The sequence below is a fragment of the Bacillus sp. 2CMS4F genome, assembly GCF_023161785.1.
GTDB classification, from domain to species: Bacteria; Bacillota; Bacilli; order Bacillales; family Bacillaceae; genus Bacillus; species Bacillus halotolerans.
On record NZ_JALNTO010000026.1, the window covers coordinates 1 to 15,541 of the forward strand.

Genomic DNA, 15,541 nt, shown 5'->3' on the forward strand with positions numbered 1-15,541 from the left:
CGGGGGTTTCCCCCTGTGAGAGTAGGACGCCGCCAAGCAAGGGTAAAACCCAGCTCATTGAGCTGGGTTTTTTGTTTATATATATTGTTGCAGGAATTTCAAAACGTATTTGGGAAATTTGTTTTCCGTTACCATTAAAAACTGCTGAATTAACACGTAATCATCACTGACATGCTGCGTTAACAGCTCATACCACCATTCTGTTTCATACCTCGCAATCATTCCTATGTTGTACAAAATTAAATAATGGATTGTTATTTCCGGAAGTTTAAGAAACTGATCTCGTTTAGAAGGAATATAATATTGCCTGTTGTCCATATCAAATAATAAGCTGATTGACGTCCATGGGCTTATGTCTTGCCGCGAGAGCTGGAACAGCAGGTCATCTTTATCTTTTTTCAAAAAGGTCCATTTAAAATGGTGAGACATATATTCAACAAATCGTGAATCAGACATCTTATAATGAATGACGATATCCTCTGGTATAGAAACCATGTCTTTTTCCTTCTCAACCTTTGTAATAAAGCATTCCTTTTTCTGAAATTGAAAAATATCACTTAATTCTGGTATAGCGGCTAATAACTTTTTCATAGTATACCGTTCATCTTCTATACCTGATTGACCAAATAAGTGTTTCATGAAGTGCATACATAAACCGTTGCGTTGTATTTTCACTTCATCATCGCTAAAACAATAATTTTGCTTCTTTCTTTTACGCGCTGTGACGCCATGTGCGAGAACGGATGTATGGCTTGGGTAGTGAGGGTCCTGTGTGATGAGACATGCTTTGATCAGCTGTGACATCCCGTAGAATAAAAGTATCGGTTTGATTTCTAAAGGCGAGCAAGAGGCTTGCTTATAGAATGATTCAGCATGCTTCAAGAAAAAAATAAACCGCTCGCTGTTTTTAAAAGAGTTCTGTTTCGCCTCATCTGCACCATTTAAGACATAGACTTTTTCTAGAAATTTCTGGGTTGATTCTACGGAGTAAAATAGCGCTAAGTCTTTCCAATCATGATATGTCATATGTATTTCTAATTCCTTTCCGTTATCTAAATATTTCAACTCTTTTTCGGTTCCTTGACATGCTCTTGGCTTGTTGATAATCTACATATAATATTTTGCCGAAAAGAGGGGGATTTACTAATGTGGGAAAGTAAATTTTCAAAAGAAGGCTTAACGTTCGACGATGTGCTGCTTGTACCAGCTAAGTCAGAGGTACTTCCGCGTGATGTGGATTTATCTGTTGAACTTACAAAGACGTTAAAGCTGAATATTCCTGTCATCAGCGCAGGTATGGACACTGTAACAGAATCAGCAATGGCGATTGCAATGGCTAGACAGGGCGGCTTGGGCATCATTCATAAAAATATGTCGATCGAGCAGCAGGCTGAACAAGTTGATAAAGTAAAACGCTCTGAACGAGGCGTTATTACAAATCCCTTCTTTTTAACTCCTGATCACCAAGTTTTTGATGCGGAGCATTTGATGGGGAAATACAGAATTTCCGGTGTTCCGATTGTAGATAACAAAGAAGACCAAAAGCTTGTCGGTATTATCACTAACCGTGACCTTCGTTTTATTTCTGATTACTCAATGAAAATCAGTGATGTCATGACAAAAGAAGAACTTGTCACTGCACCGGTTGGAACGACTTTAGACGAAGCTGAAAAGATTTTGCAGAAACATAAAATTGAAAAGCTTCCACTCGTTGATGATCAAAATAAATTAAAAGGTCTTATCACGATTAAAGACATTGAAAAGGTTATCGAGTTCCCTAACTCTTCTAAAGACATTCACGGCCGTTTGATCGTTGGTGCGGCAGTTGGCGTAACTGGTGACACGATGACACGCGTGAAAAAGCTTGTAGAAGCCAATGTGGATGTCATTGTTATCGATACAGCACACGGGCATTCTCAAGGCGTGTTAAACACAGTGACAAAGATCCGTGAAACGTATCCTGAATTAAATATTATCGCTGGAAACGTAGCAACAGCTGAAGCGACAAAAGCACTCTTCGAAGCTGGTGCTGATGTTGTCAAAGTAGGAATCGGACCTGGTTCAATTTGTACTACTCGTGTGGTAGCAGGTGTTGGTGTACCTCAAATCACAGCGATTTATGACTGTGCGACTGAAGCAAGAAAACATGGCAAAACAATTATCGCAGACGGCGGAATTAAATTCTCTGGCGATATTGCAAAGGCATTGGCAGCCGGCGGACATGCTGTTATGCTTGGAAGCTTGCTGGCAGGTACGTCAGAAAGCCCTGGTGAAACTGAAATCTACCAAGGCAGAAGATTCAAAGTATACCGCGGTATGGGATCTGTGGCTGCAATGGAAAAAGGAAGTAAAGACCGTTACTTCCAAGAAGAAAATAAAAAATTCGTTCCAGAAGGCATTGAAGGACGTACACCTTACAAGGGACCAGTTGAAGAAACAGTTTATCAGCTAGTCGGCGGTCTTCGTTCTGGTATGGGATATTGCGGATCTAAAGATCTTCGCGCTTTAAGAGAAGAAGCTCAGTTCATTCGTATGACTGGTGCAGGCCTTCGTGAAAGCCATCCGCATGATGTACAGATTACAAAAGAATCACCGAACTATACAATTTCATAAATAAATTGTTACAAATTAAAAACATTTGACAGGGTCTCTGACTCTGTCTATTTTTTTTATACCGATTATGATAAAATTTATACTGTTGTGCATTGAAAATGTCCTTAACGGCTTAATTATAGATGAAGAAAAATGAAATACGGAGGTCGTACGATTGAACATCAAGAAATGTAAACAGCTATTGATGTCATTGGTTGTTTTAACCCTGGCCGTAACTTGCCTGACTCCAATGTCAAAAGCAAAGGCTGCCAGCGATCCAATTGATATCAACGCATCAGCTGCCATTATGATCGAAGCTTCTTCAGGTAAAATTCTTTACAGCAAAAATGCAGAGAAAAGACTGCCAATTGCAAGCATGACAAAAATGATGACAGAGTATCTGTTATTAGAAGCAATTGATGAAGGCAAAGTAAAATGGGATCAAACCTATACGCCTGATGACTATGTGTATGAGATTTCCCAAGATAACAGTTTATCAAACGTTCCTCTTCGGAAAGACGGCAAATACACAGTAAAAGAACTTTATCAAGCGACAGCAATCTATTCTGCAAATGCGGCAGCAATTGCCATTGCAGAAGTTATTGCAGGCTCTGAAACAAAGTTCGTTGAAAAAATGAATGCAAAAGCAAAAGAACTGGGATTAACAAATTACAAATTTGTTAATGCAACAGGTCTTGAAAACAAAGATCTTCACGGCAAGCAGCCTGAAGGGACAAGCGTAGATGAAGAAAGTGAAGTTTCTGCTAAGGACATGGCTATTCTTGCAGATCACCTGATTACTGACTACCCTGAGATTTTAGAAACTTCCAGCATCTCAAAAATGAAGTTCAGAAAAGGCACAGATGATGAAATGGACATGCCGAACTGGAACTTTATGCTGAAGGGTCTAGTCAGCGAGTACAAAGGTGCAACTGTAGATGGACTGAAAACAGGTTCTACTGACTCTGCGGGTTCATGTTTCACAGGAACTGCTGAAAGAAACGGAATGCGTGTCATCACTGTGGTGTTAAACGCAAAAGGCAACATTCACACTGGCCGTTTCGATGAAACGAAAAAAATGTTTGATTATGCTTTCAACAATTTCTCTATGAAAGAAATTTATGCTGAAGGCGATCAGGTAAAAGGCCATAAAACCATTTCTGTAGATAAAGGTAAAGAGAAAGAAGTAGGCATTGTCACAAGCAAGGCATTTTCTCTTCCTGTCAAAAATGGTGAAGAAAAGAATTACAAAGCAAAAGTCACTTTAAACAAAGACACTTTGACTGCCCCTGTGAAAAAAGGGACGAAGGTTGGGAAACTGACTGCGGAATATACAGGTGATGAAAAGGACTATGGGTTCCTTAACAGCAGCCTGGCAGGTGTAGACCTTGTGACGAAAGAAAATGTAGATAAAGCAAACTGGTTTGTTTTAACAATGCGCAGCATCGGCGGATTTTTCGCTGGTATCTGGGGAAGCATTGTTGATACAGTAACTGGCTGGTTTTAATGAATTGAAAGAGCTCTGATTGATGTTAGGGCTCTTTCGCTTAATATACTGAAAAAACCCAATTTTTAATAAAAAATGATTTTCAAAGCCCTAAAAACCGAATAAAATAAGTTATATCCATATGAATTATTGGATTTCTAGGATACAATAAGAAATAGAAATCATATACTATACCTTGATTAGGGGGACCAAGAAATGGCTCAAACAGGTACTGAACGTGTAAAACGCGGAATGGCAGAAATGCAAAAAGGCGGCGTCATCATGGACGTCATCAATGCGGAACAAGCGAAAATTGCTGAAGAGGCTGGAGCTGTCGCTGTAATGGCGCTAGAACGTGTACCAGCTGATATTCGTGCGGCTGGAGGAGTTGCCCGTATGGCAGACCCTACAATCGTGGAAGAAGTAATGAATGCTGTATCCATCCCTGTAATGGCAAAAGCGCGTATCGGACATATTGTTGAAGCGCGTGTGCTTGAAGCTATGGGTGTTGACTATATTGATGAAAGTGAAGTTCTGACTCCGGCTGACGAAGAATTTCATTTGAATAAAAATGAATATACAGTTCCTTTCGTGTGCGGCTGCCGTGACCTCGGCGAAGCAACACGCCGTATTGCTGAAGGCGCTTCTATGCTTCGTACAAAAGGTGAGCCTGGAACTGGTAATATCGTCGAAGCTGTTCGCCATATGCGCAAGGTAAACGCTCAAGTGCGCAAAGTAGTTGCAATGAGCGATGATGAGCTGATGACGGAAGCGAAAAATTTGGGAGCGCCTTATGAGCTGCTTCAACAAATTAAAAGAGACGGTAAACTTCCTGTCGTTAACTTTGCGGCTGGCGGCGTAGCGACTCCTGCTGATGCGGCACTTATGATGCAGCTTGGCGCTGACGGTGTATTTGTTGGTTCTGGTATCTTCAAATCAGACAATCCTGCAAAATTCGCAAAAGCAATTGTAGAAGCGACAACTCACTTCACTGATTATAAATTGATTGCAGAGCTTTCAAAAGAGCTTGGAACTGCAATGAAAGGGATCGAAATCTCAAATTTACTTCCAGAACAGCGTATGCAAGAACGCGGCTGGTAAGAATATAGGAGAGCTGCGACATGTTAACAATAGGTGTACTAGGACTTCAAGGAGCAGTAAGAGAGCATATCCATGCAATTGAAGCATGCGGTGCAGCTGGACTTGTTATTAAACGCCCAGAGCAGCTAAACGAAATCGATGGTTTAATTTTGCCGGGCGGAGAAAGCACGACAATGCGCCGTTTAATTGATACGTATCAATTCATGGAGCCATTGCGTGAGTTTGCTGCTCAGGGAAAACCGATGTTTGGGACATGTGCCGGTTTAATTATTTTAGCAAAGGAAATTGCCGGTTCAGATAACGCTCATTTAGGTTTGCTGAATGTAGTTGTTGAACGGAATTCGTTTGGCCGGCAGGTTGACAGCTTTGAAGCTGATTTAACAATTAAAGGGCTGGACGAACCCTTCACTGGTGTATTCATCCGTGCGCCGCATATCTTGGAAGCCGGTGAAAATGTTGAAGTGCTTTCTGAGCATAACGGACGCATTGTTGCGGCTAAACAGGGTAATTTCTTGGGCTGTTCGTTCCATCCGGAGCTGACAGAGGATCATCGAGTGACAAAGCTTTTCGTTCAAATGGTCGAGGAATACAAGCAGAAAGCCCTTGTATAAAACAGTTGAAAGCTGTGGAAACTTATAGTACATTATAAACACAAATAAAGATCGAAAAGCGTTGATAGGAACTAGTAGGAAGCCTCTCTTTCTAAGAGAGCCGATGGTTGGTGCGAATCGGTGAAAGATGCTGTCTGAATCCATCCTTGAGCGAAATGCTGAATGAAGTAGGCATTTACGGGATAACCGTTATGTGTGAAAGCGGAAAACAAGTCTATGGCTTGTTTTCAATCAGGGTGGCAACGCGAGAGCTCTCGTCCCTTTCATGGGGATGAGGGCTCTTTTTATTTTCGATAATTCAATGAATTTAATGAAAAAAGGAGTGTTTCGCATGCTTGATACGAAAATGCTGAGAGCAAATTTTCAAGAAATTAAAGCAAAGCTTGTACACAAAGGCGAAGACTTAACAGATTTTGATAAGTTCGAGGAGCTTGATGATAAAAGAAGAGAGCTTATCGGAAAAGTAGAAGAGCTAAAAGGAAAACGGAATGAAGTATCCCAGCAGGTAGCCGCTTTGAAACGCGAGAAAAAAGACGCGGATCACATCATTAAAGAAATGCGTGAAGTCGGCGAGGAAATTAAAAAACTTGATGAAGAATTAAGAACAGTAGAATCTGCGCTTGAGACCATTCTTCTTTCAATCCCGAATATTCCGCATGAATCAGTGCCAGTCGGTGAAACGGAAGATGATAACGTAGAAATCCGGAAATGGGGCGAAACACCTTCATTTGCACATGAGCCAAAACCGCATTGGGATATTGCTGATGAGCTCGGCATTCTTGATTTTGAACGTGCTGCGAAGGTAACAGGAAGCCGCTTCGTGTTTTATAAAGGCTTAGGTGCTCGTTTGGAGCGTGCGCTTTATAACTTTATGCTTGACCTTCATGTGGATGAGTATAACTATACTGAGGTCATCCCGCCTTATATGGTAAATCGCGCAAGCATGACGGGAACAGGACAGCTTCCAAAGTTCGAAGAGGATGCGTTTAAAATCAGAGAAGAGGATTACTTCTTGATTCCGACTGCTGAAGTGCCGATCACAAATATGCATCGGGATGAAATTCTGTCAGGTGACAGCCTTCCGATGAATTATGCGGCATTCAGTGCCTGCTTCCGTTCAGAAGCTGGTTCAGCAGGGCGCGATACACGCGGATTAATCCGTCAGCACCAGTTTAATAAAGTGGAGCTTGTGAAGTTTGTAAAGCCGGAAGATTCTTATGATGAGTTAGAAAAACTAACAAACCAGGCTGAGCGTGTGCTCCAGCTGTTGGAACTTCCATACCGTGTAATGAGCATGTGTACGGGAGATTTAGGATTTACGGCTGCGAAAAAATACGATATAGAAGTTTGGATTCCGAGCCAAGACACATATCGTGAAATTTCTTCTTGCAGCAACTTCGAAGCGTTCCAAGCCAGACGTGCGAACATTCGTTTCAGACGTGAAGCGAAAGGCAAACCAGAGCATGTACACACATTGAACGGCTCAGGTTTGGCAGTCGGAAGAACAGTTGCCGCTATTTTAGAAAATTATCAGCAGGAAGACGGAAGCGTCATTATACCAAAAGTGCTTCGTCCTTATATGGGAAATAGAGAAGTCATCAAAGCGTAATGCGGAGAAGGTGTGCCTGATAAGGCACGCCTTTTCGCTATTTGAATTAAACATTTTCATGAAAACAAAAAAAGTTTTTAAAAATGCTTGACCATCATAAAACATTCATGATATAGTAAGTCTTGTCGATACGGAGGAATACCCAAGTCCGGCTGAAGGGATCGGTCTTGAAAACCGACAGGGGTGTCAAAGCCCGCGGGGGTTCGAATCCCTCTTCCTCCGCCATATTGATTTTAATTCTAATGAAACTCAAGCATATATTGGAGATTGTTTTGTCCGTTGCGTCGTTCGCAACGGATTTTTTAATATCATAAAAAAGTGAATCTCAGGTCATGAGATTCACTTTTTTTTCGTTTCATGAATGACAGTTGCGATTTGATCAACAATGTTCTCGATAGAACTTTCATCATTCTTCAAGTCATAATCCTCAATACGGATTTTCAGGACAGGGCAGGCGTTAAAACCGCTGATCCAGTTTTCGTAACGCGTGTGCATTTCTTCCCAATAAGACCGATCTGTTTGAAGCTCCATTTCACGTCCGCGTTCTTCAATCCGGGCTAATATGTTTTCCAGATCGCCTTCTAAATAGATCAGCACATCAGGATGCGGGAAATACGGTGTCATGACCATTGCTTCAAACAGGCTTGTATAGGTTTTATAATCAATCTTTGACATCGTCCCTTTGTCAGCGTGCATTTTCGCAAAAATCCCAGTATCCTCATAAATAGAACGATCCTGTACAAACCCCCCGCCGGATTCAAAAATATTTTTCTGTTCTTTGAATCGTTCAGCTAAGAAGTAGATTTGCAGATGGAAGCTCCAGCGTTCAAAATCATGATAGAATTTTTCTAAGTATGGGTTATGATCGACTTCCTCAAGAGAGGTTTTAAAGCCAAGCCGTTTAGCCAATGCTCTTGTTAAGGTAGATTTTCCGACACCTACTGTTCCTGCTACTGTAATGATTGAATTCTTAGGGATATGATGTTCCTTCATTTTATAAGCTCCTTTACATGGGCGGCAATACGTTCAAAATCGCTCTTATTCAAAACGAAATCCTCTGAATCGCCATCTATTGTTAACACCGTAAGATATGGGTCTGCTTCCTGCAGCTGCTTGATGGCGATGTCATAATCTGCGATCAGCTGTTCCAAATAGCTTGTTTCAATTTTTTTCTCAAAGGGACGCCCGCGTTTTTCAATGCGGTGTAACAATGTGGGCAGACTTGCCTTTATGTAAATGATGAAATTTGGTTTTGGAAGATCATCGGTAAGAAGATGAAAAATCTTTCTGTATTTGTTGAGCTGCTGTTCAGACAGCGTTCGTTCCGCAAAAATCACATTTTTATAAATGTGGTAATCAGCTATCACAGGCTGTCCTTCATTTAAAAAGTGATGGCTGGTATCCTCAAGCTGTTTGTACCTGTGACAAAGAAAAAACATCTCAAGCTGGAAGCTCCATTCCTCTATGTTGTCATAAAACTTATCAAGGTATGGGTTATCCTCAACAATCTCACTGATCATAGGGAATCCAAGCTCTTGTGAAAGCATCGTCGCGAGCGTTGTTTTTCCTGCCCCGATAGGACCTTCAACTGCGATAAAAGGGGCTGTATTCATTGGAATCCTCCTTATTTCTAAAAAACGTCCGTCAATTGCTGACCTTCATATTGTATCACAACCCTTGGATTCCCCTATGAAAAAAAGACGTTTCCAAATTAACGGAACGTCTTTTTGACAACTTGAAATTGATCAGAAAGCAGCAGCCAGTTTTGAGGAAAGGAAAGCCCCAGCTTCCAGTAGCTGATCCCTCTTAAATTAAGCTCTTTAATCAGATTGAATTTGGCCTGAATCGAACGGGCGTCTTCAAACCATACCTCGTGCCTTTTGTTTTCTGCATCAGTATAGCGGAAGAAGGGGGCTTGGGCAGTTTGGTCATACTGGATGTCGGCATTGTTTTGCTCAGCTATGACAATGGCTTGCTGAGGGCTTATTGCTCTTGCCGGAGTTCCTCCTGCTGTATATGGCAGTGTCCAGTCATATCCATATAAATTCTGCCCCATGACAATTTTATTGGCGGGCATTTCGGTTAAAGCATATTCAATGACGTTCCGAACAGGTCCTATTGGAGAAACGGCTTGAGCGGGTCCGCCGCTGTATCCCCATTCATATGTCATGAGGACAACAAAGTCTACAATTTGGCCGTGTGCTCTGTAATCATGGGCTTCGTACCATCTGCCCTGCTGTGTTGCGCTTGTTTTAGGGGCAAGCGCCGTAGAAATTTCAAAGCCTTCTTGATGAAAAAGATCCCTTGCCTCGCGGAGAAATTGATTATATGCCTCCCTGTCCTGGGGCCGTAAGTATTCAAAGTCAAAATGAATAGCGCGGAAGCCATATCTTCTGGCATTCTCGACTATTTCATTCAAAAGTCTTCTTTTCACAGTATCGTCGTTCAAAAGGATCCGGCCGAGCTCATCGCTGAATGCCTGGTTTTCTAGGTTCGTTATAATCATCATCAGTGTCGTGCCTTGATTCTCTGCAATGCTTCTTAAATTCGTTAAAGGCGGTGCGACTAAGGTTCCATCACGCTGTGCCTGGAAACTGAATGCCCCAAGGTACGTTAAGTAGGGTGATGCTTCTCTGGCCGCCTGCTGGAGATTTTCGCTGACTTGATTTCCGCGGGGCTCCAAATAAGCGCTTGATTCGATGTCTCTTTTTGGAACTGGAGGAATGTATAAACGGAAACCAATCTGCAGTACGGTATTTAACTGGATGCGGTTCACCCTGGCAAGCTCAGCTGCTGTTGTATTAAATTGCTGTGCGATGGATGTCAGGGTATCACCTTGTTGAACATCATAAAACTGGCCAGCTATTGGAATGACAATGGTTTGTCCGACAACAAGGCTATCGGGATTCGGTATTTCATTCGTTTCTGTGATTTCGTTTGCAGTTGTTCTGTATTGTGAAGCGATAGCAGAAAGAGTGTCGCCTTGTTTCACCACATAAATTTGAATGAAAAACGCCTCCTTTCATATCGCTACAATGTATGAAAGGAAAGCGCTAATCATGTTTGTTTTTCTGTAATTTGTTCTTCCGTTGTAATTTCTGCGAAAAGAACATTTTCCATCATGGTTAGAGCGAATTCATTGTCCTTATCGCTGTTAGAAGCAATGCAGTCCTTAGGTATTGTAATGCTGTATTCTCTCATGTAAGCATCATTAGCAGTAAACAGCACGCATATATTTCCCGCTATCCCTGTTAAGACAATGCGTTTCACCTGTAATTCAGTCAGGAGGGTATGGAGGGCTGTTTCATAAAAAGCGGAGTGTTTCGGCTTGATTAAAAAATAGTCGGCATCCTCGGGCGATATCTTTTCGATAATGGCCTTGCTTTTCTCGTTTTCACATTCTTGCTGGATATTTTGGATATCCGCTTGCCAAAGCCCGTAATGATCATTAATGTATATAATCGGCCAGTCATTTTGTCTTGCGTGCTTTTTTAATGATAAAATGTGAGGAACGATTTTTTCTGTTTTGTTGGCGAGACTTTCTCCCATATCAAATTCAAAATTATTGATCATGTCTACAATGAGAAGAGCTGTGTCTGCTTTAGACATCGACAGTCTCCTTTCTGTTTAAGTTATAGTTAATATGTAGCCTTTTTAGGTAAGGAAAAAACTTTGAAAAGAGAGCTAATCTGATGAATCAAGATGAACTTTATATGAAAGAAGCAATAAAAGAAGCGAAAAAAGCTGAAGCGAAAGGCGAGGTGCCGATCGGGGCCGTGCTTGTTGTGAATGATAAAATCGTGGCACGTGCGCACAATTTAAGAGAAACAGAGCAGCGGTCTATCGCTCATGCGGAAATGCTTGTGATTGATGAAGCGTGCAAGTCACTTGGAACATGGAGACTGGAAGGCGCAACACTTTACGTTACCCTTGAGCCTTGTCCGATGTGTGCCGGAGCCGTCGTGCTTTCACGCGTGGAGAAAGTGGTATTTGGCGCATTTGATCCAAAAGGAGGCTGTTCAGGCACGTTAATGAACCTTCTTCAGGAAGAACGCTTTAATCATCAGGCTGAAGTGGTGAGCGGTGTGCTGGAGGAGGAATGTGGAGGAATGCTCAGTGCGTTTTTCAGAGATCTGAGAAAAAAGAAGAAAGCTTCTAGGAAAAACTTGTCTGAGTAGTAAGGTTGCAATTTTTAGGGGGAAAGGATATACTTATGTGTGCATCGTCATAGATGCGACATAAAATTTGATATTTATTTTGCCGTGCTAAGCGGGGAGGTAGCGGTGCCCTGTACCCGCAATCCGCTCTAGCGGGGCCGAATCCCTTCTCGAGGTTCGTTTACTTTAAGGTCTGCCTTAAGTAAGTGGTGTTGACGTTTGGGTCCTGCGCAATGGGAATTCATGAACCATGTCAGGTCCGGAAGGAAGCAGCATTAAGTGAAACCTCTCATGTGCCGCAGGGTTGCCTGGGCCGAGCTAACTGCTTAAGTAACGCTTAGGGTAGCGAATCGACAGAAGGTGCACGGTAAATCAATCATCAAATTTTCAAACTCACCTAATATTAGGTGAGTTTTTTGTTATGTAAAAGAGCTTTTGGAATCGATACACGGTTCATGTATAATGGGAATGATGAATAACGGAGGAGGGCGCACCCGTGAGTTACCAAGCTTTATATCGAGTATTCAGGCCTCAGCGCTTTGAAGATGTGGTCGGACAAGAGCACATTACAAAAACGCTTCAAAATGCCCTTTTGCAAAAGAAATTTTCTCATGCTTATCTGTTTTCCGGGCCAAGGGGTACGGGAAAAACCAGCGCGGCCAAAATATTTGCCAAAGCTGTCAACTGTGAACACGCTCCTGTTGATGAGCCATGCAACGAATGTGCAGCCTGTAAAGGGATAACAAACGGGTCCATATCCGATGTCATAGAAATTGACGCCGCTTCTAACAATGGTGTTGATGAAATTCGTGACATCCGCGACAAAGTGAAGTTTGCCCCATCGGCCGTCACATATAAGGTATATATCATAGATGAGGTGCATATGCTTTCTATCGGCGCCTTCAATGCGTTATTAAAAACATTAGAAGAGCCGCCTGAGCATTGTATTTTCATTTTAGCAACGACAGAACCGCACAAAATTCCTTTAACCATTATCTCCAGATGTCAGCGTTTTGACTTCAAGCGAATTACATCCCAAGCGATTGTCGGACGTATGAACAAAATAGTTGATGCTGAAGAGCTGCAGGTTGAAGAAGGGGCGCTCGACATTATTGCGAGTGCTGCAGATGGCGGTATGAGGGATGCTTTGAGCCTTCTTGATCAGGCAGTCTCATTCAGCGGCGAAGAGCTAAAAGTTGATGATGCGCTTCTGATTACCGGAGCAGTTTCTCAATTATATATAGGAAAGCTTGCGCAATCTCTGCATGAAAAACATGTTTCTGAAGCTTTGGAAACATTGAATGAGCTGCTTCAGCAAGGGAAAGACCCGGCGAAGCTGATAGAAGATATGATTTTCTATTTCAGGGACATGCTGCTGTTCAAAACAGCTCCTGGCTTAGAGGGTGTACTGGAAAAAGTAAAAGTCGATGAAACGTTCCGTGAATTGAGTGAACAAATTCCGACCCAGGCGATATATGAAATGATTGATATCCTGAACAAGAGCCACCAGGAAATGAAATGGACGAACCATCCCCGTATCTTCTTTGAAGTGGCTGTGGTGAAGATTTGCCAAACGTCTCATCAACCAGCTGCTTCAGATCTGCCTGAAGTTAATATGCTGATGAAAAAGATCCAGCAGCTTGAGCAAGAAGTAGAACGGCTCAAAACAACCGGCGTAAAAGCAGCGGCGGAAAGTCCGAAAAAAGAAGCGCCGCGTGCGCCAAAAGGCGGGAAATCCAATTACAAAGCGCCGGTAGGCAGAATTCATGAAATTTTGAAAGAAGCAACGAGGACGGACCTTGATCAGCTCAGAAGCAGCTGGGGCAAGCTTCTGGCTCACCTGAAACAGCAAAATAAAGTATCACATGCTGCGCTGCTGAATGACAGTGAACCTGTGGCTGCCGCTTCTTCGGCATTTGTACTGAAATTCAAATATGAAATACATTGTAAAATGGTCGCCGAGGATAACAATGGTGTCCGGACTAATCTTGAACAGATTTTAGAATCTATGCTCGGAAAAAGAATGGATTTGATTGGCGTTCCAGAAGTACAATGGGGTAAAATAAGAGAAGAATTTTTAGTAGATCATCAGCAGGAAAATGAAGGATCAAATGAGCCGGCTGAAGAAGACCCGCTTATTGCAGAAGCGAAAAAGCTTGTCGGAGCGGATTTAATTGAAATAAAAGACTAACAAAATGAAAGAGAGTGGATAATATGCGTGGCGGAATGGGAAATATGCAAAAAATGATGAAACAAATGCAAAAAATGCAAAAAGATATGGCCAAGGCTCAAGAAGAGCTTGCAGAACAGGTAGTTGAAGGAACTGCAGGCGGCGGTATGGTAACAGTTAAAGCAAACGGCCAAAAAGAAATTCTGGATGTCATCATTAAAGAAGATGTAGTTGACCCGGAAGATATCGAAATGCTCCAGGACTTAGTGCTTGCTGCAACGAATGAAGCCTTGAAAAAAGTTGACGAGATCACAAACGAAACAATGGGTCAATTTACAAAAGGAATGAACATGCCAGGTTTGTTCTAGGGGGATAAAAGAAAATGCAATATCCTGAACCAATATCAAAGCTGATCGACAGCTTTATGAAATTGCCAGGGATCGGACCGAAAACAGCGGTCCGTCTGGCTTTTTTTGTTCTAGGTATGAAAGAAGATGTGGTATTAGATTTTGCGAAAGCGTTGGTGAATGCGAAACGCAATCTGACATATTGCTCAGTTTGCGGGCATATTACAGATCAGGACCCTTGTTATATATGTGAAGATTCACGAAGGGATAAGTCCATTATCTGTGTTGTGCAAGACCCTAAGGATGTTATTGCTATGGAGAAAATGAAAGAATACAACGGCCAGTATCATGTTCTCCACGGCGCCATTTCTCCAATGGACGGCATCGGACCAGAGGATATAAAAATACCAGAATTGTTAAAACGATTACAGGATGATCAAGTGACAGAAGTGATTCTCGCAACAAACCCTAATATAGAAGGGGAAGCAACAGCGATGTATATATCAAGGCTCTTGAAGCCATCTGGTATTAAGCTCTCCCGTATTGCCCACGGACTGCCCGTCGGCGGTGACTTGGAATATGCTGATGAGGTCACTCTTTCTAAGGCACTTGAAGGAAGACGTGAATTGTAAGGGAGGAAAAAGCGATCCATGGGTTTTCTTCGCAAGAAAACATTGAGAAGAGAGTTTGATGAAAAACTAATCGAGCAGCTTTTTAAGCAAAAGGAAGAGTGGAACAGGCAAAAGAAGCTGGTTGAAAAAAGCCTTGAACCATCAGCTGAGGTTTTATGCGAGCTGAAGGTAGCTGAAGCAAAGTATTTTTTTTACTTGAGGGAAGCGAAACAGAGGAATTTGAAAATCAGCCGGTGGAAGTAAGTGGTCTAAACTCCTGGATCTTCTCATAAGCTTGTACTAGAACAAGTGAAGGGGATGAGAAGATTCATGGAGCCTATTTTTATTATAGGGATTATTTTAGGACTAGTTGTTCTTCTATTTTTATCAGGTTCGCCTGCAAAGCCTTTAAAGTGGATTGGTATAACTGCTGTTAAATGTGTAGCGGGTGCTTTGTTGCTGGTATGTGTGAACATGTTCGGAGGCAGCCTCGGCATCCATGTGCCGATTAATATTGTCACAACAGCCATAAGCGGAATCTTGGGCATACCGGGAATAGCAGCATTAGTAGTGATTAAGCATTTTATTATTTAATTCATGTTATATGTTGACTTTAAGACGTAAGGGTGTTATTCTAATATACGTCGCTGATGACGGATAAGCTTTTTAAAGAAATTACGAAAAAAATTGTTGACGGAAACGGCGTAAAATGTTATGATTATAAAGTCGCTTAAAGAGCGGCAACAAAGTTCTTTGAAAACTAAACAAGACAAAACGTACCTGTTAATTCAAGTTTTATTATAAAATCGCACAGCGATGTGCGTAGTCAGTCAAACTACTTTATCGGAGAGTTTGAT

At 42.0% G+C, this 15,541-nt stretch carries 16 protein-coding genes, 1 tRNA gene, 1 other RNA gene and 1 other annotated feature; of the genes, 13 read left to right on the plus strand and 5 right to left on the minus strand.

The features are described 5' to 3' along the window. Window positions 1–75: 75 nt before the first annotated feature. Entirely contained in the window at window positions 76–1,026 is a 951-nt protein-coding gene (locus MTN95_RS21270) for a YaaC family protein (RefSeq protein ID WP_202853799.1), read from the minus strand. 120 nt (window positions 1,027–1,146) lie between these two features. Between MTN95_RS21270 and guaB the strand changes: the two genes are divergently transcribed. The 6 genes from guaB (at window position 1,147) to MTN95_RS21300 (ending at window position 7,624) form a co-directional block, all read left to right on the plus strand. Then, window positions 1,147–2,613: an IMP dehydrogenase gene (gene guaB, locus MTN95_RS21275; RefSeq protein WP_024123587.1), complete on the plus strand. Its 1,467-nt coding sequence runs from the start codon at window positions 1,147–1,149 to the stop codon at window positions 2,611–2,613. 154 nt (window positions 2,614–2,767) lie between these two features. Then, the gene (gene dacA / locus MTN95_RS21280; RefSeq protein ID WP_024123588.1) at window positions 2,768–4,099 is read left to right on the plus strand and encodes a D-alanyl-D-alanine carboxypeptidase; all 1,332 of its coding nucleotides are present in this window, start codon (window positions 2,768–2,770) and stop codon (window positions 4,097–4,099) included. A 195-nt stretch (window positions 4,100–4,294) separates the two neighbouring features. Beyond that, entirely contained in the window at window positions 4,295–5,179 is an 885-nt protein-coding gene (gene pdxS / locus MTN95_RS21285; RefSeq protein WP_024123589.1) for a pyridoxal 5'-phosphate synthase lyase subunit PdxS, read from the plus strand. Window positions 5,180–5,199: 20 nt separating this feature from the next. Beyond that, a complete protein-coding gene (pdxT, locus tag MTN95_RS21290) occupies window positions 5,200–5,790 on the plus strand; it encodes a pyridoxal 5'-phosphate synthase glutaminase subunit PdxT (protein WP_024123590.1) in 591 nt (196 codons plus the stop codon). Window positions 5,791–5,842: 52 nt separating this feature from the next. Then, window positions 5,843–6,055, plus strand: a binding site (T-box leader). A 66-nt stretch (window positions 6,056–6,121) separates the two neighbouring features. Next, complete coding sequence (serS, locus tag MTN95_RS21295) at window positions 6,122–7,399, plus strand: serine--tRNA ligase (protein ID WP_105955737.1); 1,278 nt, start codon at window positions 6,122–6,124, stop codon at window positions 7,397–7,399. 132 nt (window positions 7,400–7,531) lie between these two features. Next, window positions 7,532–7,624, plus strand: a tRNA-Ser gene (locus MTN95_RS21300). Window positions 7,625–7,738: 114 nt separating this feature from the next. Here MTN95_RS21300 and dck read toward each other — a convergent pair. The 4 genes from dck to MTN95_RS21320 all read right to left on the minus strand — a co-directional run bounded on the left by dck (window position 7,739) and on the right by MTN95_RS21320 (window position 11,008). Continuing rightward, entirely contained in the window at window positions 7,739–8,392 is a 654-nt protein-coding gene (dck, locus tag MTN95_RS21305) for a deoxyadenosine/deoxycytidine kinase (protein WP_105955736.1), read from the minus strand. Then, window positions 8,389–9,012: a deoxyguanosine kinase gene (gene dgk, locus MTN95_RS21310; protein ID WP_105955735.1), complete on the minus strand. Its 624-nt coding sequence runs from the start codon at window positions 9,010–9,012 to the stop codon at window positions 8,389–8,391. Before dgk ends, dck begins: the two co-directional genes overlap by 4 nt. Before the next feature lie 98 nt (window positions 9,013–9,110). Beyond that, the gene (locus MTN95_RS21315; protein WP_248339933.1) at window positions 9,111–10,394 is read right to left on the minus strand and encodes a glycosyl hydrolase family 18 protein; all 1,284 of its coding nucleotides are present in this window, start codon (window positions 10,392–10,394) and stop codon (window positions 9,111–9,113) included. 62 nt (window positions 10,395–10,456) lie between these two features. Then, window positions 10,457–11,008 (minus strand): cysteine hydrolase family protein, encoded by a 552-nt coding sequence (locus MTN95_RS21320; RefSeq protein ID WP_010332741.1) that lies wholly within the window; start codon window positions 11,006–11,008, stop codon window positions 10,457–10,459. Window positions 11,009–11,091: 83 nt separating this feature from the next. On the opposite strand from MTN95_RS21320, the gene tadA reads away from it, so the two are divergent. The 7 genes from tadA to bofA all read left to right on the plus strand — a co-directional run bounded on the left by tadA (window position 11,092) and on the right by bofA (window position 15,278). Then, window positions 11,092–11,577, plus strand: a complete 486-nt coding sequence (gene tadA / locus MTN95_RS21325) for a tRNA adenosine(34) deaminase TadA (RefSeq protein ID WP_024123596.1) — start codon at window positions 11,092–11,094, stop codon at window positions 11,575–11,577. 82 nt (window positions 11,578–11,659) lie between these two features. Then, an RNA gene (gene ffs / locus MTN95_RS21330) (signal recognition particle sRNA large type) lies at window positions 11,660–11,924 on the plus strand. A gap of 128 nt (window positions 11,925–12,052) precedes the next feature. Then, window positions 12,053–13,747, plus strand: a complete 1,695-nt coding sequence (gene dnaX / locus MTN95_RS21335; protein WP_248339935.1) for a DNA polymerase III subunit gamma/tau — start codon at window positions 12,053–12,055, stop codon at window positions 13,745–13,747. 23 nt (window positions 13,748–13,770) lie between these two features. Next, entirely contained in the window at window positions 13,771–14,094 is a 324-nt protein-coding gene (locus MTN95_RS21340) for a YbaB/EbfC family nucleoid-associated protein (protein WP_014112282.1), read from the plus strand. 14 nt (window positions 14,095–14,108) lie between these two features. Next, window positions 14,109–14,705 (plus strand): recombination protein RecR, encoded by a 597-nt coding sequence (recR, locus tag MTN95_RS21345; protein WP_024123598.1) that lies wholly within the window; start codon window positions 14,109–14,111, stop codon window positions 14,703–14,705. Window positions 14,706–14,723: 18 nt separating this feature from the next. After that, window positions 14,724–14,948: a YaaL family protein gene (locus MTN95_RS21350; protein ID WP_024123599.1), complete on the plus strand. Its 225-nt coding sequence runs from the start codon at window positions 14,724–14,726 to the stop codon at window positions 14,946–14,948. A gap of 66 nt (window positions 14,949–15,014) precedes the next feature. Then, window positions 15,015–15,278, plus strand: a complete 264-nt coding sequence (bofA, locus tag MTN95_RS21355) for a sigma-K factor-processing regulator BofA (protein WP_024123600.1) — start codon at window positions 15,015–15,017, stop codon at window positions 15,276–15,278. The last annotated feature ends 263 nt before the right edge of the window (window positions 15,279–15,541 follow it).